Below are 23066 nucleotides of genomic sequence, written 5' to 3'. Positions count from 1 at the left end.
TTCGGCGGCTGCCGTGGGGGGCTTGAATGGACAGTTTGCGTGGTTTTGACGGGGAAGAGACGATCGTCGATCATGACGATTCGGAGCATTCCGGCGTGGAAACCCCAATAGCGATCGGCGCGGACGAACGCCGGATGCATGTGCGCGCCTATAATCACTGGGCCTCGCTGCTGAGCGGACGTGCCTTTCCCTCGATCGAGGATCTCGAGCCCGATGCGGTCGAGGATTTCGGTCCCAACAGCGTTCTTCTCGATTTTACCGCGGGCGCCGAAAACCCGACAATCGCCTGGCTTGGCCACCGGCTGCGCCGCGAATGCGCGCTTGACGAGAGTGTCGTTTCGGTCGCCGATGTGCCCAGCCGCTCGCTGCTCTCACGACTGACCGATCACTATCTCCAGATCATCGCCAACCGCGCGCCGATTGGCTTCGAGGCGGAGTTCATGAGCCAGGCCGGCGTCAATACGCTCTATCGCGGCATCCTGATGCCCTATTCGTCCGACGGCGACACGATCGACTTCATCTATGGCGTGATCAACTGGAAGGAGCGCGTTGATCCGGCGATCGAGGCCGAGCTGGTGCTTGAGGTCGAGCAGGCAATACTGAGCGCGCCGCGCTCCGCGGGGCACGCGCCGATCTGGGCCGATGAATTTGGGGAAGTCGAACCTGACGCTGATTTCGATGCGGACGATATGCAGGGTCCCGACATTCCCGTCGTCGACGCCGATGCGGGGCTCGCCGATCTGCTCGATGCCGCGCGTCAGGGCGCCGACGCGGTGCGCGTCGCAGACGGGCGCAGCCGCGCCGCGCTCTACCGCGCGCTCTCGCTCGCCTATGATTTTGCGCTGATCGCAGCCGCGCGGCCGCAGGAATATGCCGAGCTGCTCGAAGATTCGGGGCTCAAGGCGCAGGACCGCGCCCCGATGACGCCGATCGTCAAGCTGGTTTTCGGCGTGGATTACGACAAGACGCGCCTCACCGAATTTGCCGCCGCGCTCGCGCACGGCCATCGTCAGGGACTCGGCGTGGGCGAACTGCTGGGTGCGCTGGAGCGCTTTCCGGGCGGCCTCAAGGGGATCGTCAAGGCCGAGCGCGCCGCCCGCGCATCCGCGATCAGGCCGCCGCGCGGCGAAGTGGCGGCAAACCAGCTTCGCCAAATGACCCCGCAGGCGATCATCGAGCTCGACTCGGGTGAGGGCGAATTCGTCGTTCTTGTCGCGCGCCGCGTGAGCAAGCGTGGCCTCGCGGTGCTCGGCGCCGTGCTGGACGATGCGCTGGTCGAGCGCGCCATGTTGAAAGCGGCCAAATAACCCTTCCTGACGGCCAAAATAACCCGCAACCGGGTTGAGTTTGCCATCCGTCAGGCGTAGTTCCGCCTTATAATAATATTGCGCGGCTCCGTTTCGTGGGACCGCGGATTTGCAGGCGGAGATACATGGCGGACTTGAGCGATTCGCAACCCGAGGCGCGTGCGAAGGCATTTTGCGCGCCGATTTCAGCAGCATTGGTGGCAGGGGCGCTGCCCGGCGAGATTCAGGATTTCGGCAAGCAGGCGCGCGAAGAAGCGGCTGCCTTCATCGCTGAAACCGCCTTTGCCCGGCGTCAGGATACGCCCGCCATCAGCCTGGAATCGATCGGCGCTGACGATGACAGCGGCCTGCGCCGCATGCGCCTGGCGGTGATCAACCGCGACAAGCCCTTCCTCGTCGATTCGGTCGCTGCCACCGTCGCGGCGCATGGCCTCGCCATTGACCGTGTGCTTCACCCGGTCGTGCCCGTTGCGCGTGACAAGGACGGCGCTCTGCTCGCGATCGGCAAGGCTGCGGGCGAGGATGCCGCGCCCGAGTCGATGATCTATATGGAGATAGAGCGCGCCGACGCGAAGGAGCGTCGTGCACTGGTCGCGGCGATCCGCAGCACGCTCGCAGACGTGCGCGCCGCCGTGCGCGACTGGCCGAAGATGCAGGCGGCGCTGCGCGCCGACGCCGAATCGCTGGGCGATACCGAAGGCGCTGCGCTGCTCCACTGGTTCCTCGACGGAAATCTGACGCAGCTTGGGCACGAAGTGCGGCACCGCGACGGCAGCGTCGAATCCGCGCTTGGCATCGCGACGACCAACGATGATGTGCCGATCCTGGCCGAGTCCTCGCGCGAACTCGCGTTCAAATGGTTTGAGACCAGGGGCAATTCGGCACCGCTCATGCTCAAATCCAACTGCCTCGCGCGCGTCCATCGCCGCGTGCCGATGGATCTGCTGATCGTGCCCGTCATGAAGGACGGCAAGATCGCCGCGCTATCGATCCATAGCGGGCTGTGGACGAGCGCAGCGCTTGCCGCCGCGCCGGGCAAGGTGCCCGTGCTGCGCGCCGGACTTGCGCATCTTCTGGACAAATACGGCTTCAACGCCAAGGCCCATGCGGGCAAGGCACTTGCGCATGCGCTGTCCGAGCTGCCGCACGACCTGCTGATCGGCTTCAAGCCTGAGGCACTCGAGGAAACCGCGCTCACCGCGATGTCGCTGGCCGATCGCCCGCGCCCCGCGATGCTGCTGCATCGGAGCCCGCTCGGCCGGCACCTGTTCGTGCTGGTATGGTTGCCGCGAGACGATGTCTCGACGGGACGGCGTACCGCGATTGGCGAGATGTTGAAACGCGCGGCCAATGCGGAGATTCTCAACTGGGCGCTCGAGCTCGACGACAGCGAGGTGGCGCTGCTGCGCTATACGCTCGACCTGCGTGACGGCGGCCAGATGCCCGACAGCGCCGCGCTCAACCGCGAGCTCGTCCAGATGGTGCGCGGCTGGATTCCCGGGGTCGAGGCGGCGCTCGCCGAACTGGGTGAGGGGCAGCGCGCGCCGCGGCTCGCGATCCGCTACGCCAATTTCTTTCCGCAGGCCTATCGGTCGGCCTATGGCGCGGCCGAGGCCGCGCGCGACATTCTGCGGCTGCGCGAGCTGTCGAGCGAGGGGCATCGCGGCGCGCGGCTCTTCCACCGCGAAGCCGATGGTGAGCACAAGCTCCGCCTCAAGGTCTATCATCTGGGCGGTGCGATCCCGCTGTCGGACATCGTGCCCGCGCTCGAGAATTTCGGCTTCCGGGTGCTCGAGGAACTGCCGACCGCGCTCGATGGCGGTTTCGGTTACGTCCATGACTTGCTGCTTGAAGCGTCGGGCGGCGTCACCGCGCGCGAAATGCTCGCGCGAGCGGAGGTGATCGAAGGCGCAATCGCTGCCGTGCTCGAAGGCGGTGCGGAAAATGATGGCTTCAACCAGCTCATCGGCTCGGTCGGCCTCGATCCTTCGGCAGTCATTCTCTTCCGTGCATGGTTCCGCTATCTGCGCCAGACGGGCATGTCCTACGGTCTGGACACTGTGGCTGGCGCGCTGCGCCGCGCGCCGCAGGTCGCGCAGCAGATCATCGCGCTGTTCCACGCGCTTCATCATCCGGCGCAGGCGAGCGAGGCGGCGGCCGGGGTGGCCGAGGATGCGATCGACGCCGCTTTGGCCAAGGTCGCGGCGATTGACGACGATCGCATCCTGCGCCGTATCAGGGGCTTCGTCACGGCCACGCTCAGGACCAATTTCTTCGCGCCCGCAGCGGCCGAGGCGCTGGCGTTCAAGCTCGACAGCGGCGTCGTGCCCAACTTGCCCGCGCCGCGTCCGTGGCGCGAGATCTGGGTCTATTCGCCACGTGTCGAGGGCATCCATCTGCGCGGTGGCCCGATCGCGCGCGGCGGGCTGCGCTGGTCGGATCGGCGCGACGATTTCCGCACCGAAATTCTCGGGCTGATGAAGGCACAGCTCGTCAAGAATGCGGTGATCGTGCCGACGGGCGCGAAGGGCGGCTTCTACGCCAAGCAGCTCCCTTCGCCGGCCATCGATCGCGACGCATGGCTTGCTGAAGGAACCGAGAGCTACCGCATCTTCATCCGTTCGCTGCTGTCGGTCACCGACAACATCGTCGAGGACAAGGTCGTGCATCCCGAAAAGGTCGCGATCCGCGACGGCGACGATCCCTATTTCGTGGTCGCCGCCGACAAGGGAACCGCGAGCTTTTCCGACGTCGCCAATGCGATCGCGCTCGAACGTAATTTCTGGTTGGGCGATGCGTTCGCGAGCGGAGGTTCGCAGGGCTATGACCACAAGGGCATGGGCATCACGGCCAAGGGCGCCTGGGTCTCGGTCCAGCGCCACTTCGCGGAGATGGGGATCGACGTGCAGAACGACGTCGTGACGGTCGCGGGCTGCGGCGACATGTCGGGCGACGTCTTCGGCAATGGCATGCTGCTGTCGAAGACGCTCAGGGTCGTCGCGGCCTTCGATCACCGTCACATCTTCCTCGATCCCGATCCCGATCCGGCGAAGAGCTGGAAGGAGCGCGAGCGCCTGTTCAAGCTGCCGCGCTCGTCCTGGGCGGACTATGACGAGACGCTGATTTCCAAGGGCGGCGGCGTCTTCCCGCGGACGCAAAAGGAAATTCCGATCTCGAAGCAGGTTGCGGCGCTGCTCGGCATCGACGCCAAATCGGTTGATCCCTCGACGCTGATCTCCGCGATTCTGAAGGCGCAGGTCGACCTGTTCTGGTTCGGCGGCATCGGCACCTACATCAAGGCGCGAGACGAGAATAATGCCGAGGTCGGCGATCCCGCCAACGACGCGCACCGCGTCAATGGCGAGGATGTCCGCGCGCGCGTGGTGGGAGAGGGCGCCAATCTCGGCGTCACCCAGGCGGGGCGCATCGCCTTTGCCGAGAAGGGCGGGCGCATCAACACCGACTTCATCGACAATTCGGCGGGCGTCGACTGCTCGGACAACGAGGTCAACATCAAGATCCCGCTCAACCGCGAGATGCGCGAGGGAAGCCTGAAGTTCGACGATCGCAACACGCTGCTCGCCAGCATGACCGATGATGTCGCGGCGCTGGTGCTCGAGGATAATCGCCTGCAGACGCTCTCGCTCTCGCTCGCCGAACGTGGCGGCGCGGCGGCGTTGCCCGCGCAGGTCCGCGTCATCGAGATCATGGAGAGCGCGGGCCGCATCGACCGCGCGGTCGAGGGGCTCGAAAGCTCGGACGATCTCCTGCGCCGCGCGCAGGACGAGCGGGGCCTCACCCGTCCCGAGCTTGCGATCATCCTTTCGCATGGCAAGCTGGCGCTGCAGCACGCGATCGAAAACACGGCGATCACTGCCGACGCCGCGCTGACGCCGTTGCTTCACGGCTATTTCCCCAAGGCGATGCAGAAGCGCTTCGCGCCCGCGATCGACGCGCACCGCCTTCGCCCACAGATCATCGCGACCAAGATGGCCAACCGCGTGGTCAACCGTCTTGGCCTCGTCGCGCCCTTCGAACTCGCCGAGGAAGAAGGTGTTGCGCTTCCGCAGGTCTCCGCCGCCTATTTTGCGGCGGACATGATCTTCGGGCTCGAGGACATGATGGAAATGATCGAGGCCGCCACGCTTGGCGAGGAAGATCGCCTCGCGTTGTTCGACCTCGCCGCCGCCGCCGCGCGCCTCCATGTCTCGGATCTGCTGCGCGTGATGGATGCCGAAAGCCGGCCCGGCGCGGTTGCCGAGCGGCTGGGCGACGGCATCAAGCGGCTCGATCAGGCGCGCGAGCGGCTGCTCAAGACCGAAGCACGGACGCAGGCGAGCACGCTGCGCGCGCGCGTCGAAGGTCACGGCGCCCCGCCCGCGCTCGCGGATCGGATCGTGCGGCTCGACGAGCTCGACGGCGCCGTCGGCATCGCAGCTTTGTGTGAGACGCGCGGCTTCGACGCCATCGAGGCGACGCGCGCCTATGTCCGGCTGGGCGAGGCGCTCGGCATCGACTGGGCGAAGTCCGCGGCGCTGCGCTGCGTGGCCGCGGATCAGTGGGAGCGCCTTCTCATCGCTGGCCTCAGCAGCGACTTCGAGCAGCTCCGCCTCGACTTCCTCGCCAGGGCAGAGGGCAATGATCCGCAGGGCGCGGTCGAGGCGTGGCTCGCCGCCAATGCCGCGCGTGTCGCGCAGTTCAGGGGCATCGTCGATCGCGCGCGCACCGCGGCAGTGCCGACCCCCGCGATGCTCGCCCAGATCGGCGGGCAGGCGCGCTCGCTGCTGTCGCGCTGAACCAGACACCCCCGCCCGTTATCCGGGCGGGGGTGCTTTCCTAGTTGTAATTGAGAATCGTTCGCGTTATGCGCCGCCTTCATGAGCGATGGCGCAGATATATCGGTAATGGACCGCCCCAAGGGCGTGCGCGCCGCGCCGAAGCGCGGTCGCAAGACCTTCTGGCTCAAACAGTTGCACACCTGGCACTGGATGAGTTCGGCGATCTCCCTCGTCGGGCTGCTGCTCTTCACCATCACCGGCTTCACGCTCAACCACGCCGCCGAAATCGAGGCGGCGCCTGTCATCGCCGAGCGCAACGCGCAGCTCCCCGCCGAGCTGTTGACGCAGATCGCGCCCGACGACGCGCCCGACGCCAGGAAGCCGTTGCCGCCCGCGATCGCCACGTGGGTTGGCAAGGAATTCGGCGTTAAATCGGGGGGTGAGGCTGAATGGTCGGCGGGCGAGGTCTATCTCGCGCTGCCTCGCCCCGGCGGCGACGGCTGGGTCGCGATCGACCGGGCTTCGGGTGCGATCACCAGCGAGGCCACCGATCGCGGCTGGATCTCCTATCTCAACGACCTCCACAAGGGCCGCAATGCGGGCACCGCGTGGAAATGGTTCATCGACATCTTCGCTGCGGCCTGCATGGTCTTCGCGATCACCGGACTGGTGCTGCTCCAGCTTCACGCTGCCAAGCGCCGCAGCACCTGGCCGATCGTCGGCTTCGGGTTGCTCATCCCGGTGCTCATCGCCGTCATCTTCATTCACTAGGGGACAAAAATGCAGCTTTCGCATCGCATCGTGCTCACCGGCGCTTCGCTCGGCGCCGCACTCACGCCCGGCATGGCGCTCGCGCAGACGATCGACGTCAGCATCGCGATCCCGCGCCTCACCGTCGCCGAATATCACCGCCCCTATGTTGCAGTCTGGGTCGAGGCGCCCGGCGCGCCCGCCAGGACGCTGTCGGTCTGGTACGATTTCGACATGAAGGCCAATGAGGGCACCAAATGGCTGCGCGACGTCCGCCAATGGTGGCGCGTCTCTGGGCGCAGCCTCAAAATGCCCGCGGACGGCATCACCGGCGCGACGCGCGCGCCGGGCACGCACAAGGTGAGCTTCACCAACGGCCGCGGCCCGCTCGGCAATCTTGCGCCGGGCAGCTACACGCTGGTGGTCGAAGCCGCGCGCGAGGTTGGCGGCCGCGAACTGCTGCGCCTGCCCTTCGCCTGGCCGCCGAAGCCCGGCCAGACCGCGCGCGCCGCGGGCACATCCGAACTTGGCGCGGTCAGCGTCGCCTTCAAGCGTTGAACAGGGGAACAGTCACCATGAACAAGCCCATCGCACGCACGCTTTCCGCCATTGCGCTCGTCGCCGCGCTCGCGACGCCAGCCACGCTCTCCGCGCACCGCCAGTGGATGATGCCGTCCTCCACCGTCGTTTCGGGCGACGATGTCTGGGTCACCGTCGACGCCGCGGTCTCCAACGATCTCTTCTATTTCGAGCATCAGCCGCTGCGCCTCGAGCCAATCAAGGCCTGGGCGCCCGACGGCAGCGAAGTGAAGATCGAGAATGGCTCCACCAGCCGCTATCGCAGCACCTTCGACGTGCACCTGCACCAGAAGGGCACCTACAAGATCGTCGATGCGCGCACCATGATCGGCGGCACCTACATGCTCGCGGGCAAACAGGAGCGCCTGCCGCGCGGCGTGACCGCGGACAAGCTGGCCAGCGCCATTCCGGCAGGCGCCACCGATGTGAAGATCAGCGAGAGCCAGAACCGCAACGAGATCTTCGTCACCTCGGGCGAGCCGAACGACACCGTGCTCAAGCCCACGGGCAAGGGCCTCGAACTCGTTCCCGTCACGCACCCCAATGATCTGATCGCGGACGAGGCGGCGACCTTCCAGTTCGTGATCGACGGCAAGCCCGCCGCCAATATCGGCGTCACCGTCATTCCTGGTGGCATCCGCTATCGCAACGACCTCAAGCAGGTCGATCTCAAGACCGATGCCGAGGGCAAGGTGGCGATCAACTGGACCGAGCCGGGAATGTACTGGGTCAACGCGACCGCCAGCGACAGCAAGACCAGCGTGCCCGGCGCCACCGAACGCCGCCTCGGCTACGTGACGACGCTTGAGGTGCTCGCGCCCTGAGCGGCAATGACGCCCGCATCCTGATCCCGCCCACGCTCTCGCCCGCCGCCTTTGCCGCGCGCGAGGCGAAGGGACGGGTGACGATATTGCACGGTCTGACGATGGGAACGAGCTGGTCGGTCCGGCTCGTAGCCCCGCCAGCGGGCCTGCCTGATGTCACCCCCGGCATCGAGCGCGTGCTCGACCGTGTCGTCGCGCAGATGAGCAACTGGGAAGCGGGCAGCGACATCAGCCGCTTCAACCGTTCGCCCACCGGCGCATGGCAATTGCCACCGCCCGAGTTCATGACCGTGCTCGACGCCGCGCTCGGCGTGGCGCGTTTGAGCGGCGGCGCCTTCGATCCGGCGATCGGCGCGCTCGTCAACCTCTGGGGCTTCGGCCCCGCCGGACCGCGCACCGCGCCACCCGAAGACTCCGCGATCGCCGAAGCGCTCGCGCGGTCGGGCTGGACGCGGATCGAACACGACATGCCCGGCCTGCGCGCACGCCGCACCGTCGCGGTTGATCTCGATTTTTCCGGAATTGCCAAGGGCTTCGGCGTCGACCAGCTCTCCGAATGGCTGACCGCGCAGGGTCTGTCCCACCATCTTGTCGAGATCGGCGGCGAACTGCGCGGATCGGGGCTCAAGCCCGATGGCCAGCCCTGGTGGATCGATCTTGAAGCGCCGCCGGGCCTCGGGCTGCAGCTCAACCGCGTCGCGCTCCACGGCCTCTCGGTCGCGACCTCGGGCGACTATCGCCGCTGGTTCGAACATGACGGCGCGCGCCACGCGCACAGCCTCGATCCGCGCACCGGCCGCCCGATCGCCAATGGTGTCGCTTCGGTCACGGTGCTTCACCCAAGCTGCACGATGGCGGATGCCTGGGCGACGGCGCTGACGGTGCTCGGCGCGGAGGCGGGGCTGGCGCTCGCGGAGAAACAGGGCCTCGCCGCGACGTTCGTCGAGCGAACGGAGGGGGTAGCGCGCGAATGGCAATCCACCACGTTCAAGGCGATGCTCGACTGACACGGAAGGGGACGAAGTCGTTCGAACAAATCCTCCCGGGTACGGGGAGGATTTTTAGGGCAATTGGATCGCAAGCTGACATCGACCGATAGCCCGGCAGGCTGTTTTAGGGCAATTGGATCGCAAGCTGACATCGACCGATAGCCCGGCAGGCTGAGAGCTGCGAGCTTAGATCTGATCCATGTTCGTGCTCCGGGCTTGACCCGGAGCCCATGCTCGAAGCGACTGCACGTCCGAACAAATGGGCTCCTGCTTTCGCAGGAGCACTGGACCCGATTTAACGCTGCGCCCCCTAGCTGTCCGCCCAGCGCCTCAGCAGATTGTGATACACCCCCGTCAACTGGATGATCGCCGCGTCGCCCTGTCCGCGATCCTGCGCGATCGTCTGGATCGCGGTGTCGAGTTCGAACAGGTTGCGCCGCGCCTCGCCGTCGCGGACCATGGACTGGATCCAGAAAAAGCTCGCAATCCGTCGTCCCCGCGTGACGGGCTCGACCTTGTGCAGGCTGGATGCGGGATAGAGGATCATGTGCCCCGCGGGCAGCTTCACCGCCTGCGCGCCGAACTGATCCTCGACGACGAGTTCGCCGCCGTCATAGGCCTCGGGGTCTTCGAGGAAGAGCGTCGCGGAAAGGTCGCTGCGGATGCGGAAGTCGGTGCCGCGCTGGATGCGCACCGCATTGTCGACATGGACGCCAAAGCCCTGCCCGCTGGCATAGCTGTTGAACAGCGGCGGAAAGATCTTGAACGGCAGCGCGGCCGCGATGAACAGCGGCGTGCGGCCGAGCGCTTCGAGGATGATCGCGCCCGCCTGCTTCGACGCGGGGCTGTCCTCGGGAAGCTGGAGGTTGCGCTTGGCGAGCGCCGACTGATGACCCGAAGTGGCGTTGCCGTCGATCCAGTCGGCAGCGTCGATCAGCGCGCGGACCTTTGCGAGCCGCTCCGGATCGAGCACATCGGGGATCTGGATCATCATCGTGCGGCACCTCTTCACCGTCACCCTGAACTTGTTTCAGGGTCCACGCGATCTATCCTCTTGCGCCCGCGCTTTCCAATGGATGCTGAAACAAGTTCAGCATGACGGGTCGCAAATGGCCGGCGGGGAGGGGATCCCGCCGGCCATCCCCCTATTTGCGCATCAGAAGCTGTAGAACAGGCTCAGCACCGCCGACCGGTCCTCGCCGGGTGCCGCCCAGCCGCCCGTCACCGCGCCGCTCGTCGCGTTGATGTTGTTGCGGATATTGGTGAAGTATCGCTCGTTGGTGAAGTTCTGGACGTTCAACTGCGCCGTCAGCCCGTTGTCGAAGGCATAGGACAGGAAGGCGCGGTGGATCAGATAGTCGTCGGAACGATATTGCCGCTGGTTGAGCAGCGCGCTCTGGTGCAGCGCGAAACTGCCCTGATAGGTCAGGCCGTAACCGATCTCGAGGCCAAAGGGCAGCGTGTAGCTGGTGAAGAGGCTGCCCGCATGCTTCGGAGTCTGCACCAGTTCGTCGCCGCGTTGCGGATCGGGGATGGCTGCGCTGTTGTTGCAGCCCGTCCGGCCCGGATTGGCGAGGCAGAAGTCGGAGACGCTCTGCAGCACCTTGCTCTTGAGGTAAGTATAGTTGGCGAAGATCGTCCAGTCGGGCGTGATCTTCCCCGTCGCGCCCAGCGCGATCCCGTCGACGCGCGAGCGCCCGTCGAGCACCTGGAGCCCCGACGGAAGCGTCGTGTCGTTGGACGGGATGCGGAAATTGGTGCGCTCGTTGCGGAAGATCGCAGCGGTGAGCTGAAGCGCATTGTCGAGCACATCGGCCTTGATCCCGAACTCGATATTGCGCGCCTTTTCGGGTGCCACCGAGCAGGGATTGGCGGCGCCCTGCGGCGGGACGACGCCGCAGCCCAGTCGCACGGTCGCCGACGACGGCGTCTTCGAGTTGCCATAGGCGGCATAGAGGCTGACGGTTTCGACGGGCTTGAACACCGCGCCCGCGCGCCATGAGAACAGCGTTTCGTCGCTCTGCTGCGGAAGCTGCTGGAGCGCGGTGAGCGGCGTCGTGCCCGGCGGGTAGAAGGCGAGCGGAACGTTGCGGAAATCGGCCTTGTTGCTCTCGTAGCGAATGCCGCCGTTGAGCTCGAACATCGATCCGATCTCGAGCGTGTCGAAGGCATAGATCGCCTTGTTGCGCGACTCGCTCCTGGACCGCGCGGTGACCGTGAAATTGATCGGGCCCGTGTAGACGGTGTCGGGGTTGGCGAGGCTGATCTGCGGCAGCAGCACCGCCGCACCGGCGGCATTGCGCGCCAGCGACGCGGTCGTGATGCTGTAATCCTCCCAGCTCAGCGAAGCGCCGATCACCAGCGTGTTGCGCAGCTTGCCCTGCTCGCCCGAGATGACGCGCAGGTCGGTCTGGTTGTGCAGCAACTGGTTCAACTGGTCGCGAACAAGGCCGCGCGGGCCGTTGGGCTGGAAAAAGCCGGGGGGCACCGTCACCGTCACATTGGCTATCGGCGCATTGTTGATCGAGACATTGTTGATCGTCGCGGTGCAGGCAAGGCCGACGCTGTCGTTCGCGCCGCCCGAAATGGGCTGGCGACCGGTTTCCGTAAGGCAGAAGGTGCCCTGCGGCGCGCTGGTCTGGCTGTACTGGTGGACGCGCTGCCAGCGGGTGAGATTGCGGATCGTGACTGAGTCACTGAAATCATGGCTGAATGTCGCGGTCAGCCGGTCGACCGTGGTTTCCTGCTCGTCGAGGTTGCGGATGCCGAAATAGTCGCTGTCGTCGACCTCCTCCAGCGGACCGTCATTGAGCTGGTTTTTGAAATAGGGCACGCCGTAGATCGGGATATTGTCGTCGCGCTGGTGGAAATAGGCGAGCGTCAGGCTGGTCGGACCCTCGATGCCGAGGGTGATCGAGGGGGCGACACCCCAACGCTGGTACTTCTCCACGTCGCGGCCGGGAACGTCGCTGCGGTGATAGGCGGCGTTCAGCCGCACCGCGATCAGATCGTTGACGCGAACATTGCTGTCGATCGTGCCGCGATAGTAATTGTCGGTGCCGACGCTGCCCTGGACGATCGTCAGGTCGGTCGGCTGCGGCACCTTGGATACCAGGTTGATCGTGCCGCCGACCGAGCCCGATCCGTTGAACACCGAATTGGCGCCGTTATAGACCTCGATTTGCTGAAGGTTGAACGGATCGGAGCGCGTATATTGCGCGCTGTCGCGCACGCCGTCCTGCGTGATGTCGTTATTCGCCGAATAGCCGCGCAGGTTGATGCTGTCGCCGTAACCGCCGCCGCCTTCGCCCGCACCAAAGGTGATGCCCGGGATCGTCGCCAGCGCGTCGCGCAAGGTCAGCAGGTTCTGCTTGCGGAGCGTCTGGTCCGAAATAACCGTGATCGTCTGCGGCGTGTCGAGCAGCGGCGCGGTCGCCTTGGGCGATTCGACCTCCGCCTCGGCTTCGCCCGTGACGATGATGGCGCGCTGTTCGACAGGGTCGGTTGCGGGGGTATCGACCGCGTCGGTTGCGAACGCGGGAGCCGAGGAGAGGAATCCGACACAGGTGAGCGCGAGGAACGCGGGCGATGCGGCGTGGCGTGCGGGCTTGGGCGACGACTTGGTGGACACGGCAGTAAACCCCCTTTTGCTGTTGGGGCCGCTGCTATTGAGAGCGCCTCGCAATGTCAATGCTATTGCGAGCCATTCTTAGTATTGTCGCAAATTATCCCAGCTCTTCGACCATCTCCGCCAGTTCCAGCCACCGTTCCTCTGCCGCATCGCGCTCTACGCGCGCGGCATCGATCGTCTTCGTAAGCTGTTCGAAGCGCGCGGGATTCTGCGTGTATAGATCGGGATCCGCCAGCGCCGCCTCATCGCGCGCGATCGCCGCCTCAATCTCTTCGATCCGCCCGGGCAGAAGGTCGAAATCGCGCTGATCCTTGTACGACAGTTTGGTTCGCTGCCGCGCGGGTTCCGGAGCTGCCGAAACAGACGCCTTCACCGTCGCCTTTTTGGGCTCAGCCCGCGCGACGCGTTTCCGCTCCCAGTCGGCATAGCCGCCCGCGACGACATCGACCTTGCCCGATCCATCGAGCCCCAGCGTCACTGTCACCGTTCGGTCGAGAAAGTCGCGGTCGTGGCTGACGATCAGCACCGTGCCGTCATAATCGGCGATCACCTCCTGGAGCAGGTCCAGCGTTTCGAGATCGAGATCGTTGGTGGGCTCGTCGAGCACGAGCAGGTTGCTCCGCCGCGCGAATTCGCGTGCAAGCAGCAGCCGCGATCGCTCGCCGCCCGAAAGCGTGCCGACTTTCGCATCCGAAAGACCGGGCTCGAACAGGAATTCCTTGAGATAGCCCTGGATGTGCTTCTTGACGCCGCGCACCTCGATCCAGTCGCCGCCCTCGGCCAGCACGTCGCGCACGCGCTTTTCGGGCGCCATCAGACTGCGCTGCTGATCGATAATCACGCCATCGAGCGTCTTGGCGAGCGTCACCTTGCCCTCGTCGGGGGCGATCTCGCCCGTGAGCAGCCTGAGCAGCGTCGTCTTGCCTGCACCGTTAGACCCGACGATGCCGATCCGGTCGCCGCGCTGCACCTTGAAGCTGAAATCCTTGATCACCGCGCGCTCGCCAAAGCGTTTGGTCACTCCCTCCGCGGTGATCACGCTCTTGGTCCGGACGTCATCGGCCTCGATCGCGAGCTTGGCCGCGCCCTGCGGACCGATCATCGCGGCGCGCTGCGCACGCATCTTGTGGAGCGCCTCGAGCCGGCCCTGATTGCGCTTGCGCCGCGCGGTCACGCCGCGCGCGAGCCAGTGGAGCTCCAGCTTCAATTTGGCGTCGAGCTTCTCGGCGGCGCGTTCCTCCTCGGCATAGACCTTTTCGGTCCACGCATCGAAGCCGCCAAAGCCGATCTCGCTGCGACGGATGTTGCCGCGGTCGAGCCACAGCGTCTGCCGCGTGAGCCGGGTCAGGAAGGTACGGTCGTGGCTGATCGCGATGAACGCACCATTATAGCGCCCCAGCCAGTTCTCGAGCCAGTCGATCGCCGCGAGGTCGAGATGGTTGGTGGGCTCGTCGAGCAGCAGCACATCGGGCCTCATTGCCAGCGCGCGCGCGATTGCTGCACGGCGGCGCTCGCCGCCCGAGGCCGTTGCTGCCTCGCGCGAAAGGTCGATGCCGATCTGGTGCGCGATCGCTTCCACCTCATGCTGCTCGGGCGCATTGGTGCCCGAGAGCGTGAAATCGAGCAGCGTCGCGTGCCCCGCCATGGCGGGTTCCTGTTCGAGCATGACGACATTGGTGCCCGGAACGATCGTCCGGCGCCCTTCGTCGCAGTCGATTGTTCCCGCGATGAGTTTCAGCAGCGTCGTCTTGCCCGCGCCGTTGCGGCCGATCAGCGCCAGCCGGTCGCGCTCGCCGATGAACAGGTCGAGCCCGCGGAACAGCCACCCGCTCCCCTGGACGACGCCGAGATTTTCATAGGCAAGAACGGGGGCTGACATGGTGATTCTCTGAATGACGTGGATGACGGCCGGATGAAGCGGCTATTCATGGCCTATTCAACGCTTTCGCCCTATGCCACAAGCCCATGACGACGATGAACCGCCTCTTTTCCCCGCTTTCCGTTGCGATTGGCGCGACTCTGCTGATGGGAGCCGCCGCCGCCGATGCGCGCCGCGGCGACCAGGAATCGGCTTATGAGGCGCATCAGAAGGGCCAGGTCATGTCGCTCCGCCAGATCGAGGCGAGGGTGCTTCCCTCGGCGCGCGGCGCGGAGTATCTGGGGCCAGAGTTCGATCGTGCGCGTTCGGTCTATCGTCTGAAGTTCCGGCGCGATGTCCAGGTCTTCTGGATAGACGTCGACGCGCGTAATGGTCAGGTCATCGGCCGTTCGGGCCGTTGAGGCTCCCAGCTCGCAGCAATGAGCGACCGGGCCGCCTCGCCGGCCCCAGGATAATGAAGGGGAATGCATGCGCGTTTTGATCGTTGAGGACGAACCCAGTCTCGGCCAGCAGCTCCGCCAGACGCTCGAAGGCGTCGGTTATGCGGTCGATCTCGCCACCGATGGCGAGGATGGGCATTTCATGGGTTCGACCGAGAATTACGACGCGGTCGTGCTCGATTTGGGACTTCCCGAAATCGATGGGCTGACCGTGCTCGATCGCTGGCGCAAGGAGGGCAAGGTGATGCCCGTGCTCGTGCTCACCGCGCGCGACAGTTGGTCGGACAAGGTGGCCGGGCTCGATGCCGGCGCCGACGATTATCTCGCCAAGCCCTTCCAGTCGGAGGAACTGATCGCGCGGCTGCGCGCGCTCATCCGTCGCGCGTCGGGCAATGCCTCTTCGGAACTCACCGCGGGCGACGTCCGCCTCGACACGCGTTCGGGCAAGGTCACGCTCGCGGGCTCACCGGTCAAGCTGACGGCGCAGGAATACAAGCTTTTGAGCTATCTGCTCCATCACAAGGGCAAGGTGGTCAGCCGCACCGAGCTGATCGAACACATTTACGATCAGGACTTCGACCGCGATTCGAACACGATAGAGGTGTTCGTCACGCGGATCCGCAAGAAACTCGGTGCCGACGTGATCTCCACGATCCGCGGACTGGGCTACAGCCTCGACGATCCCGAAGGCTGACGGTCAACGCCGCCCATGACCGCGCGGCCCGAAGCCCCATTCGCGATGACCGAAGCCCTCCCGATCGAACAGAAGCGGCGCACCACCGGGTCGCTCACGCGCCGGATGATCACGATCGCGGCGCTGTGGATTCTGTTGCTGCTCGCCGGTGGCGGCCTTGCGCTCGATCGCGTGCTGACGAGCGCGATCACGCGCAATTTCGACGCGCAGCTCGAATATGTGCTGCGCTCGATGGTCGCTTCGGCCGAGATCGGGCCCGATGGGGAGATGCGCTTCAGCCGTGCGCTTGCCGACCAGCGCTTCCTTGAGCCCAATTCGGGGCTCTACTGGCAGGTGACGGGTAAGGGTTTCGAGGCCTTTCCGTCGCGCTCGCTCTGGGATCGCCGGCTCGCGGCGGGCCCTGCGCATACCGACAGCGATGCCCATGCCTATGACAGTCGCGAATTCCCCGATGAGGCGTTGCGCATCCTCGAACGCGATATCCGCCTGCCCGATTCGCCCGTCCTCTGGCGCTTTCAGGTGGCCGAGAGCCGCGTAGGGCTCGACGAACAGATCGCCGTGCTCCGCCGCACGCTGGTGCGCAGCTTCGCGCTGCTTGGGCTGGGGCTGATCGTGCTGGCGGGCTTGCAGACGCTTTATGGGCTGTGGCCGCTCAACAGGATCAGGCAGTCGATCGGCGAGATGCGCGCCGGGCGCGCGAACCGCGTCGAGGCCTCGACCATGCCCAATGAGGTCCAGCCCATGGTCGAGGAGCTGAATGCCTTGCTCGAGCACAATGAGAAGCAGGCCGAGGAAGCGCGGCGACACGCGGGCAATCTTGCGCATGCGCTCAAGACGCCACTCACCGTCATCATGAATGCCGCGACCGCGCAGGCGCCCGATCTCGCCGATACCGTGATCCGCGAGGCCGCGACGATGCGACGCCAGGTCGACCATCATCTGGCGCGTGCGCGCGCCGTCGGCCGCCGCGGCCATGCGCACAGCCGTGCGGACGTCTGGCCCAGCCTCGAATCGGTCGAGCGCGCGGTCGGCCGACTCTACGACCATGTCCGTTTCGACATGGACGGGCCGCGAGACCTCGCTGTGCATGTCGAGCGCCAGGACCTCGACGAGATGCTCGGCAATCTGATCGAGAACGCCGCCAAATATGGCGGGGGCAGTGTGTTCGTGACGATCGCGCGCGCAGGCGATTTCGTTGAGATGCTCGTCGAGGATGACGGCCCGGGCATTCCCGAGGAGGAACGCCAGCGCATATTCGATCGTGGCGTGCGGCTCGACACGGGCAAGCCCGGCACCGGCCTCGGTCTCGCGATCGTGCGCGATGTTGCCGAGATTTATGGCGGCAGCGTGTCGCTCGAGGAAAGCGAGGATCTGGGCGGGCTGCTCGCGCGCTTGCGCTTGCCCGCCGCGGCATAGCTCTCCTTGATCGAATTGACCCGCTCATCCTGAGGAGCCGTTGAGCTTGGCGAAACGGCGTCTCGAAGGGTCCTTCGAGACGGGCCTTCCTTCGCTCAGTCCCTCCTCAGGATGAGCGGGTCAATTCATTTGCGCTACACTCTAACCGCGCAGCTTCTCGTGGTGGCGAATGACTTCGTCGATGATGAAGCGCAGGAATTTCTCGGAAAACTCAGGATCCAGATTTGCATCGTGCGCCAGCTTCCTGAGCCGCTCGATCTGGCGCTCCTCGCGCCCCGGATCGGCGGGGGGAAGCCCGTTTTCCGCCTTGTAGCGGCCCACCGCCTGCGTGACCTTGAAGCGCTCGGCAAGCATGAATACGAGCGCCGCGTCGATATTGTCGATGCTCTCGCGGTAATGCCTCAGCCGGTCGTCGCTCATTCACAGTCTCCTCGATCTGGCGGCTTTTCGTTGCATGACACTGCGAAAGCAAGGCCATATCGCTTGCATAACGCGGTGCGCGGGGCCAGAGCCACACTGTCATGACCGCAACGATTCACCGCCTGAACCCGTCGGGCCGCGCGCCTTCGCTCGAACCGATGATGGCGCTCGTCGCCAACGATATGAATCAGGTGAACAGCGTCATCCTTGCGCGGATGCAGTCTGATATCCCGTTGATCCCCGAGCTGGCCGGGCATCTGATCGCGGGCGGCGGCAAGCGGATGCGGCCGATGCTGATGCTCGCCTGCGCGCGGATGCTCGATTATACGGGTACGCGCCATCACAAGCTCGCCGCCTCGGTCGAGTTTATCCATACCGCGACGCTGCTGCACGACGATGTCGTCGACAAATCGGACCTTCGCCGCGGTCGCCGCACCGCCAACCTGATCTGGGGCAATCCCGCGAGCGTGCTCGTCGGCGATTTCCTGTTCAGCCGTTCGTTCGAGCTGATGGTCGAGGATGGCAGCCTCAAGGCGCTGCGCATCCTTTCAAATGCATCCGCCGTGATCGCCGAGGGCGAGGTCAACCAGCTCACCGCGCAGCGACAGGTCGAGACGGGCGAGGACCGCTATCTCCAGATCATCGGCGCCAAGACCGCCGCACTGTTCGCCGCCGCCTGCCGCATCGCCGCGGTGGTCGCGGAGCGTCCCGAGGCGGATGAACTCGCGCTCGACGCCTATGGCCGCAATCTCGGCATCGCCTTCCAGCTCGTCGACGACGCAATCGACTATGCCTCGGACGCGGAAACGATGGGCAAGGGCGTGGGCGACGACTTCCGCGACGGCAAGGTCACGCTGCCCGTCATCCTCGCACATGCGCGCGGGAGCGCTGAAGACCGCAGTTTCTGGCGCGATGCGATGCACGGCCACCGGATCGGCGACGACGATCTGGCGCACGCCAAGTCGCTGCTCGAGCAGACAGGCGCGATTGCCGACACCATCGAGCGTGCGCGTCACTATGGTCAGCGCGCGATCGATGCGCTTGGCAGCTTCGGCAGCAGCCAGGCCAAATCGACGCTCGTCGAGGCGGTCGAGTTCGCCATCGCGCGGGCTTATTGATGTTGCACCCCTCCCTTTCAAGGGAGGGGCAGGGGTGGGTGCGAGCGAAGCGAGCCTTCTGTCCTGACATCTACCCACCCCAACCCCTTCCTTGGAAGGGAGGGGCTTTATGACGCTTCCCATCCACGCCGTCTTGCCTGAGCTGCTTGCCGTTCTGCGCGAGCAATCCAACGCTGTCCTCGTTGCCCCGCCCGGCGCGGGCAAGACCACCGCGGTCGCGCCGGCATTGCTCGATCAGCGCTGGTGCACGGGTCAAATCCTGCTCCTTTCGCCCCGCCGTCTTGCCGCACGCGCCGCTGCCGAGCGCATGGCGATGCTGGCAGGTGAGCCCGTCGGCAAGACAATCGGCTATGCGACGCGGATGGACAGCAGGCAGTCCGCTGCGACGCGCGTACTGGTGTTGACCGAGGGCATCTTCGTTAACCGCATCCAGACCGATCCCGAACTCGCCGGCATATCCGCAGTTCTGTTCGACGAGGTTCATGAGCGCAGCCTCGACAGCGATTTCGGGCTGGCGCTCGCGCTTGATGCGCAGGGCGGGCTGCGGCCCGACCTTCGCCTCATCGCGATGTCGGCCACACTCGATGGCGCGCGTTTCTCGGGACTGATGGGCGATGCACCAGTGATAGAAAGCGAGGGGCGCAGCCATTCGCTGAGGCTCAGGCACCTCGGCCGCAAAGCAGAGGCGCGGATCGAGGATGAGATGGCCGGAGCGATCCGTCGCGCGCTGGCCGAAGAAGCAGGCGGGGTGCTCGCCTTCCTACCCGGCGTTGCCGAGATCGAGCGCACCGCCGAACGTCTGGCCGGGCTTCCCGGCGATGTCGAGCTTCACCGTCTGCACGGCACGCTCGATCCCGCCGCACAGCGTGCAGCGATCGCAGCCGCGACTGCGGGCAAGCGCAAGCTCGTGCTCGCCACGAGCATCGCTGAAACCAGCCTGACGCTCGACGGGGTCCGCGTCGTCGTCGACAGCGGGCTGGCGCGGCGTCCGCGCTACGATCGCGCCGCGGGAATGACCAGGCTCGTCACCGAACGCGCCAGTCAGGCCGCGGTCACGCAGCGCGCGGGCCGCGCCGCGCGCCAGTCGCCGGGCGTCGCCTATCGGCTGTGGGAAGAGGCGGCTACCGCGGGGCTGCCGCGTTTCGATCCACCCGAAATCCTTGAGGCCGATCTGTCGCCGCTCCTTCTCGATTGTGCGCTCTGGGGTGTCCATGACCCGCGCACGCTCAACTGGATCGACCCGCCTCCCTTGGCCGCGATCGCGGAGGCGCGGCGTCGGCTGCAGACGCTGGGCGCGCTGGATGCGGACGGCCGGCCGACGCCGCATGGTGCGGCGATCGCGAAACTGCCTTTGCCGCCGCGCCTCGCCCATATGCTGGTCGAAGCCCACGTGCGCGGCTGGGGCGGGCTGGCCGCGGAGGTGGCGGTTCTGCTATCCGAACGTGGGCTGGGAGGCAACGACGCCGATCTAGAACTGCGTCTGCGGCGCTGGCACGGTGAACGCGGCCAACGCGCTCAGGCGGCAAGGAAGCTGGCGCAGCGATGGGAGACGCTCGCCGGCAAAGCGGCCTCACTCGATACGAACGGCGATTTTGGCGCCTGTATTGCGCTCGCATTTCCTGATCGGCTGTCGAAACGCCGCGACGCCGATGGCGCCAACTGGATTTCGGTCGGCGGGCGCGGCTTTCGGCTCGATCCTGCCTCGCCGCTCGCGCGCGCCGAATGGCTCGCGGTGGCAGAGATCCAGGGCGCTGCGTCGGGCGCACGAATCCTGTCGGCCGCGCAGATCGACCTGGCCACCGTGGAAGCGCTGTTCGGCGACCGCATCGAGAGCGGCGCGCATGTGACCTTCGATCCGGCCACCGGAGGCGTAAGGGCTATGCATGGTCGGTGGTTGGGCGCGATCCAGCTCGCCAGGGGGCAGGATGCCAAGGCCGATCCATCCGCAATTGCCGCCGCGCTCGTCGAGGGTGTTCGCACGCACGGGCTCGACCTGCTGCCGTGGAGCGACAATGCCGCCGCACTGCGGCTGCGTGCACAATTCGCGCGCGCGCATGATGCTTCCTTGCCCGACCTGTCCGATGTGGCGCTGCTCGCCACGCTCGACGAGTGGTTGCCCGCGCTCGTCGCGGGCAAGCGGCGGCTCTCGGAGATCAGCGCCTCGGCACTGTCGGGCGCGTTTGACGGCGTCCTTGGCTGGGACGGACGCAAGCGCGTCGATACGCTCGCGCCCGCCGAGTTCACCACGCCTGCAGGCAGCACGCACGCGATCGATTATGAAGCTGAAGGCGGGCCCACCGTCACCACGCGCGTCCAGGCGCTGTTCGGGCTGGCGACGCATCCGACGGTCGCGGGCGGGCGCGTGCCGCTGGTGCTCAGCCTGACCTCGCCGGCAGGACGGCCGATACAGACGACGCGCGATCTGCCTGGATTCTGGAGCGGGAGTTGGGTCGATGTCGCCAAGGAGATGCGCGGGCGCTATCCCAAACACCCCTGGCCCGACGATCCCGCCGCCGCAAATGCCACGTTACGCACCAAAAAGGCTGACGCGCGACGTTCGTAACGCTGCACTTGACGACTCCGGCGCGCTTCGGGCACTGGACGGGCGCTGAAATCAGGGAAACGGACATGGCTGCGCGTATCTATCAGACCCCCAAGAATGCGATGCAGTCGGGCAGGGCGCTCACCACTCGCTGGGTGCTGGAATTCGAGCCCGCCGAAGCCAAGCGCCCTGATCCGCTGATGGGCTGGGCCGGTTCTGGGGACACGCGCGAGCAGGTGCAGCTTTATTTCGCCGACGCCGAAGCCGCGAAGGCCTATGCCGAGCGGCAGGGCATTGCGTATCACGTCGTCGCCGCGCCCGAGCGCAAGCTCAAGCTCCAGGCCTACGCCGACAACTTCCGTTAAGGGCCTGAGGCCGTCAGGCCGCGGCGCGACCGGTTTCCTGCAACCATGCGCGCGCCTGGCGCTGTGCTTCGGCGATTTCCCAGCCGCTCATCTCGTGCGCAATCTCGGCACGGCATTCCTGGCCACGGATATTGCCCTTCAGCGCCGCGAGATTGAACCATTTATGCGCCTGGATCAGGTCGACCTCGACGCCGCTTGTTCCCGATGAATAAGCGATGCCCAGATCGAAGCAGGCCCTTGAGTCGCCCTTTGCTGCATCGGCGAGCCGGCTTTCCATCAGCAGGATCGCAGCACTCAGACTATGTGCCATTCCCCATTCCCCCGTTCGACACTTCTGTCGACAAGCAGCTTCGGGGAAAGGCGTTAAAAAAATGGTTAACGCAAATCAGCTTTGATCATTCGTCAAAATCAATCACAATTTTTCAATAGCTTATTCAACGGCAAGATTGTCGATCAGGCGCGTGCGCCCGATTCGCGCTGCCGCGAACAGCCGCGCGGGACGATCAAAGACCGTCAGCGGATCAAGCGTTCCCGCGTCGTGGAGCGCGACATAGTCGATCGGATCGAAGCCCGCCTTGGCCAGCATCCCCCTGGCCTTGGTCAGCGCTTCGGCGACATCGCCACCGGCCGCAATTGCGCGCGCGGCCTCGCCCAGCGCGCGGGGCAGCACGCGCGCCGCTTCGCGTTCTTCGGGCGAGAGATAGATATTGCGCGAAGACAGCGCGAGGCCGTCCTCCTCGCGCTGGGTCGGGACGCCCTCGATCTCGATGCGGACATTGAGGTCGGTCACCATGCGGCGAATCACCGCGAGCTGCTGGTAATCCTTCTCGCCGAACAGCGCTATATCGGGCTGCACCTGATTGAACAGCTTGGCGACGACGGTAGCGACGCCATCGAAATGGCCCGGGCGTGCGGCGCCGTCGAGATGCTCGGTGACACCCGATACTGAAATGTTGGTCGAATAGCCGTCGGGGTACATCACCTCGACCGGGGGCAGCCAGAGCAACGCGCAGCCCGCGGCTTCGAGCATCGCTGCGTCGGCATTCTCCTTGCGCGGATAGGCATCGAAATCTTCGTTCGGGCCGAACTGTTTCGGATTGACGAAAATCGACGCGACGACGCGGTCCGCCCGGGCCTTCGCGGCCTCGATCAGCGCCATATGTCCCGCATGCAGCGCGCCCATGGTGGGCACCAGGGCAACGCGATGCCCTTCGGTTCTGAACTCATCAATTGCCACTCTGAGACTGTCGAGATCACGGACCGTTTGCACGCTGCCTTTGCCTCCGATATTGCCGGAGGCTGCTCTTAGGGGGGCAAGGTTGCATTTTAAAGGG

Annotated in this window: 18 protein-coding genes; 12 read left to right on the top strand and 6 right to left on the bottom strand. The window is 65.7% G+C overall.

From position 1 onward, the window contains the following. Positions 1–26 precede the first annotated feature (26 nt). The 6 genes from D3876_RS03640 to D3876_RS03615 all read left to right on the top strand — a co-directional run bounded on the left by D3876_RS03640 (position 27) and on the right by D3876_RS03615 (position 9245). Positions 27–1307: a PAS domain-containing protein gene (locus D3876_RS03640; RefSeq protein WP_119759717.1), complete on the top strand. Its 1281-nt coding sequence runs from the start codon at positions 27–29 to the stop codon at positions 1305–1307. 125 nt (positions 1308–1432) lie between these two features. After that, positions 1433–6103 (top strand): NAD-glutamate dehydrogenase, encoded by a 4671-nt coding sequence (locus tag D3876_RS03635; RefSeq protein ID WP_119759716.1) that lies wholly within the window; start codon positions 1433–1435, stop codon positions 6101–6103. Positions 6104–6211: 108 nt separating this feature from the next. After that, on the top strand, positions 6212–6856 hold the full coding sequence (locus tag D3876_RS03630) for a PepSY-associated TM helix domain-containing protein (RefSeq protein ID WP_119760984.1): 645 nt from the start codon (positions 6212–6214) through the stop codon (positions 6854–6856). Positions 6857–6865: 9 nt separating this feature from the next. Further along, entirely contained in the window at positions 6866–7393 is a 528-nt protein-coding gene (locus tag D3876_RS03625; protein ID WP_119759715.1) for a DUF2271 domain-containing protein, read from the top strand. Between the two features lie 17 nt (positions 7394–7410). Continuing rightward, entirely contained in the window at positions 7411–8238 is an 828-nt protein-coding gene (locus D3876_RS03620; RefSeq protein WP_119759714.1) for a DUF4198 domain-containing protein, read from the top strand. A 101-nt stretch (positions 8239–8339) separates the two neighbouring features. Further along, entirely contained in the window at positions 8340–9245 is a 906-nt protein-coding gene (locus tag D3876_RS03615) for an FAD:protein FMN transferase (RefSeq protein WP_182911920.1), read from the top strand. 292 nt (positions 9246–9537) lie between these two features. On the opposite strand, the gene D3876_RS03610 is transcribed toward D3876_RS03615, so the two are convergent. The 3 genes from D3876_RS03610 to D3876_RS03600 all read right to left on the bottom strand — a co-directional run bounded on the left by D3876_RS03610 (position 9538) and on the right by D3876_RS03600 (position 14737). Next, positions 9538–10221 carry a Fe2+-dependent dioxygenase gene (locus D3876_RS03610; RefSeq protein ID WP_119759712.1) on the bottom strand — a complete coding sequence of 228 codons (684 nt, stop codon included), beginning with the start codon at positions 10219–10221 and terminating at the stop codon, positions 9538–9540. A 162-nt stretch (positions 10222–10383) separates the two neighbouring features. Next, a complete protein-coding gene (locus D3876_RS03605; protein WP_119759711.1) occupies positions 10384–12858 on the bottom strand; it encodes a TonB-dependent receptor in 2475 nt (824 codons plus the stop codon). A gap of 94 nt (positions 12859–12952) precedes the next feature. Continuing rightward, a complete protein-coding gene (locus D3876_RS03600) occupies positions 12953–14737 on the bottom strand; it encodes an ABC-F family ATP-binding cassette domain-containing protein (RefSeq protein WP_119759710.1) in 1785 nt (594 codons plus the stop codon). 86 nt (positions 14738–14823) lie between these two features. On the opposite strand from D3876_RS03600, the gene D3876_RS03595 reads away from it, so the two are divergent. From D3876_RS03595 to D3876_RS03585, 3 genes are all read left to right on the top strand, one after another. After that, positions 14824–15138, top strand: a complete 315-nt coding sequence (locus D3876_RS03595) for a PepSY domain-containing protein (protein WP_119759709.1) — start codon at positions 14824–14826, stop codon at positions 15136–15138. A gap of 67 nt (positions 15139–15205) precedes the next feature. After that, positions 15206–15871 (top strand): response regulator transcription factor, encoded by a 666-nt coding sequence (locus D3876_RS03590; protein ID WP_119759708.1) that lies wholly within the window; start codon positions 15206–15208, stop codon positions 15869–15871. A gap of 45 nt (positions 15872–15916) precedes the next feature. Continuing rightward, the gene (locus D3876_RS03585) at positions 15917–17287 is read left to right on the top strand and encodes a sensor histidine kinase (protein WP_238475223.1); all 1371 of its coding nucleotides are present in this window, start codon (positions 15917–15919) and stop codon (positions 17285–17287) included. Positions 17288–17428: 141 nt separating this feature from the next. Here the strand turns inward: D3876_RS03585 and D3876_RS03580 are convergent, their stop codons facing one another. Continuing rightward, positions 17429–17707: a chorismate mutase gene (locus tag D3876_RS03580; RefSeq protein WP_119759707.1), complete on the bottom strand. Its 279-nt coding sequence runs from the start codon at positions 17705–17707 to the stop codon at positions 17429–17431. 101 nt (positions 17708–17808) lie between these two features. On the opposite strand from D3876_RS03580, the gene D3876_RS03575 reads away from it, so the two are divergent. The 3 genes from D3876_RS03575 (at position 17809) to D3876_RS03565 (ending at position 21732) form a co-directional block, all read left to right on the top strand. Further along, complete coding sequence (locus tag D3876_RS03575) at positions 17809–18825, top strand: polyprenyl synthetase family protein (RefSeq protein ID WP_119759706.1); 1017 nt, start codon at positions 17809–17811, stop codon at positions 18823–18825. 109 nt (positions 18826–18934) lie between these two features. Beyond that, the gene (hrpB, locus tag D3876_RS03570) at positions 18935–21388 is read left to right on the top strand and encodes an ATP-dependent helicase HrpB (RefSeq protein ID WP_119759705.1); all 2454 of its coding nucleotides are present in this window, start codon (positions 18935–18937) and stop codon (positions 21386–21388) included. Between the two features lie 65 nt (positions 21389–21453). Further along, positions 21454–21732 (top strand): ETC complex I subunit, encoded by a 279-nt coding sequence (locus tag D3876_RS03565; protein ID WP_119759704.1) that lies wholly within the window; start codon positions 21454–21456, stop codon positions 21730–21732. A 13-nt stretch (positions 21733–21745) separates the two neighbouring features. Here the strand turns inward: D3876_RS03565 and D3876_RS03560 are convergent, their stop codons facing one another. Both D3876_RS03560 and panC read right to left on the bottom strand, forming a co-directional pair. Next, positions 21746–22042 carry an SEL1-like repeat protein gene (locus D3876_RS03560; protein WP_119759703.1) on the bottom strand — a complete coding sequence of 99 codons (297 nt, stop codon included), beginning with the start codon at positions 22040–22042 and terminating at the stop codon, positions 21746–21748. 120 nt (positions 22043–22162) lie between these two features. Continuing rightward, positions 22163–23002 carry a pantoate--beta-alanine ligase gene (gene panC, locus D3876_RS03555; protein WP_119759702.1) on the bottom strand — a complete coding sequence of 280 codons (840 nt, stop codon included), beginning with the start codon at positions 23000–23002 and terminating at the stop codon, positions 22163–22165. Between the last annotated feature and the right edge of the window lie 64 nt (positions 23003–23066).

This window comes from Sphingomonas cavernae, from assembly GCF_003590775.1.
Lineage (GTDB): Bacteria > Pseudomonadota > Alphaproteobacteria > Sphingomonadales > Sphingomonadaceae > Sphingobium_A > Sphingobium_A cavernae.
Note: the sequence above shows the minus strand (reverse complement) of the source record. Positions and strands in the feature narration are given on the sequence as shown.

What these genes read in the sequence shown, in the direction of transcription:
- D3876_RS03640 (WP_119759717.1), top strand. Translation starts at nt 27, where the DNA reads ATGGACAGTTTGCGTGGTTTTGACGGGGAAGAGACGATCGTCGATCAT.
- D3876_RS03635 (WP_119759716.1), top strand. Translation starts at nt 1,433, where the DNA reads ATGGCGGACTTGAGCGATTCGCAACCCGAGGCGCGTGCGAAGGCATTT.
- D3876_RS03630 (WP_119760984.1), top strand. Translation starts at nt 6,212, where the DNA reads ATGGACCGCCCCAAGGGCGTGCGCGCCGCGCCGAAGCGCGGTCGCAAG.
- D3876_RS03625 (WP_119759715.1), top strand. Translation starts at nt 6,866, where the DNA reads ATGCAGCTTTCGCATCGCATCGTGCTCACCGGCGCTTCGCTCGGCGCC.
- D3876_RS03620 (WP_119759714.1), top strand. Translation starts at nt 7,411, where the DNA reads ATGAACAAGCCCATCGCACGCACGCTTTCCGCCATTGCGCTCGTCGCC.
- D3876_RS03615 (WP_182911920.1), top strand. Translation starts at nt 8,340, where the DNA reads ATGGGAACGAGCTGGTCGGTCCGGCTCGTAGCCCCGCCAGCGGGCCTG.
- D3876_RS03610 (WP_119759712.1), bottom strand. Translation starts at nt 10,221, where the DNA reads ATGATGATCCAGATCCCCGATGTGCTCGATCCGGAGCGGCTCGCAAAG.
- D3876_RS03600 (WP_119759710.1), bottom strand. Translation starts at nt 14,737, where the DNA reads ATGTCAGCCCCCGTTCTTGCCTATGAAAATCTCGGCGTCGTCCAGGGG.
- D3876_RS03595 (WP_119759709.1), top strand. Translation starts at nt 14,824, where the DNA reads ATGACGACGATGAACCGCCTCTTTTCCCCGCTTTCCGTTGCGATTGGC.
- D3876_RS03590 (WP_119759708.1), top strand. Translation starts at nt 15,206, where the DNA reads ATGCGCGTTTTGATCGTTGAGGACGAACCCAGTCTCGGCCAGCAGCTC.
- D3876_RS03585 (WP_238475223.1), top strand. Translation starts at nt 15,917, where the DNA reads ATGACCGAAGCCCTCCCGATCGAACAGAAGCGGCGCACCACCGGGTCG.
- D3876_RS03580 (WP_119759707.1), bottom strand. Translation starts at nt 17,707, where the DNA reads ATGAGCGACGACCGGCTGAGGCATTACCGCGAGAGCATCGACAATATC.
- D3876_RS03575 (WP_119759706.1), top strand. Translation starts at nt 17,809, where the DNA reads ATGACCGCAACGATTCACCGCCTGAACCCGTCGGGCCGCGCGCCTTCG.
- hrpB (WP_119759705.1), top strand. Translation starts at nt 18,935, where the DNA reads ATGACGCTTCCCATCCACGCCGTCTTGCCTGAGCTGCTTGCCGTTCTG.
- D3876_RS03565 (WP_119759704.1), top strand. Translation starts at nt 21,454, where the DNA reads ATGGCTGCGCGTATCTATCAGACCCCCAAGAATGCGATGCAGTCGGGC.
- D3876_RS03560 (WP_119759703.1), bottom strand. Translation starts at nt 22,042, where the DNA reads ATGGCACATAGTCTGAGTGCTGCGATCCTGCTGATGGAAAGCCGGCTC.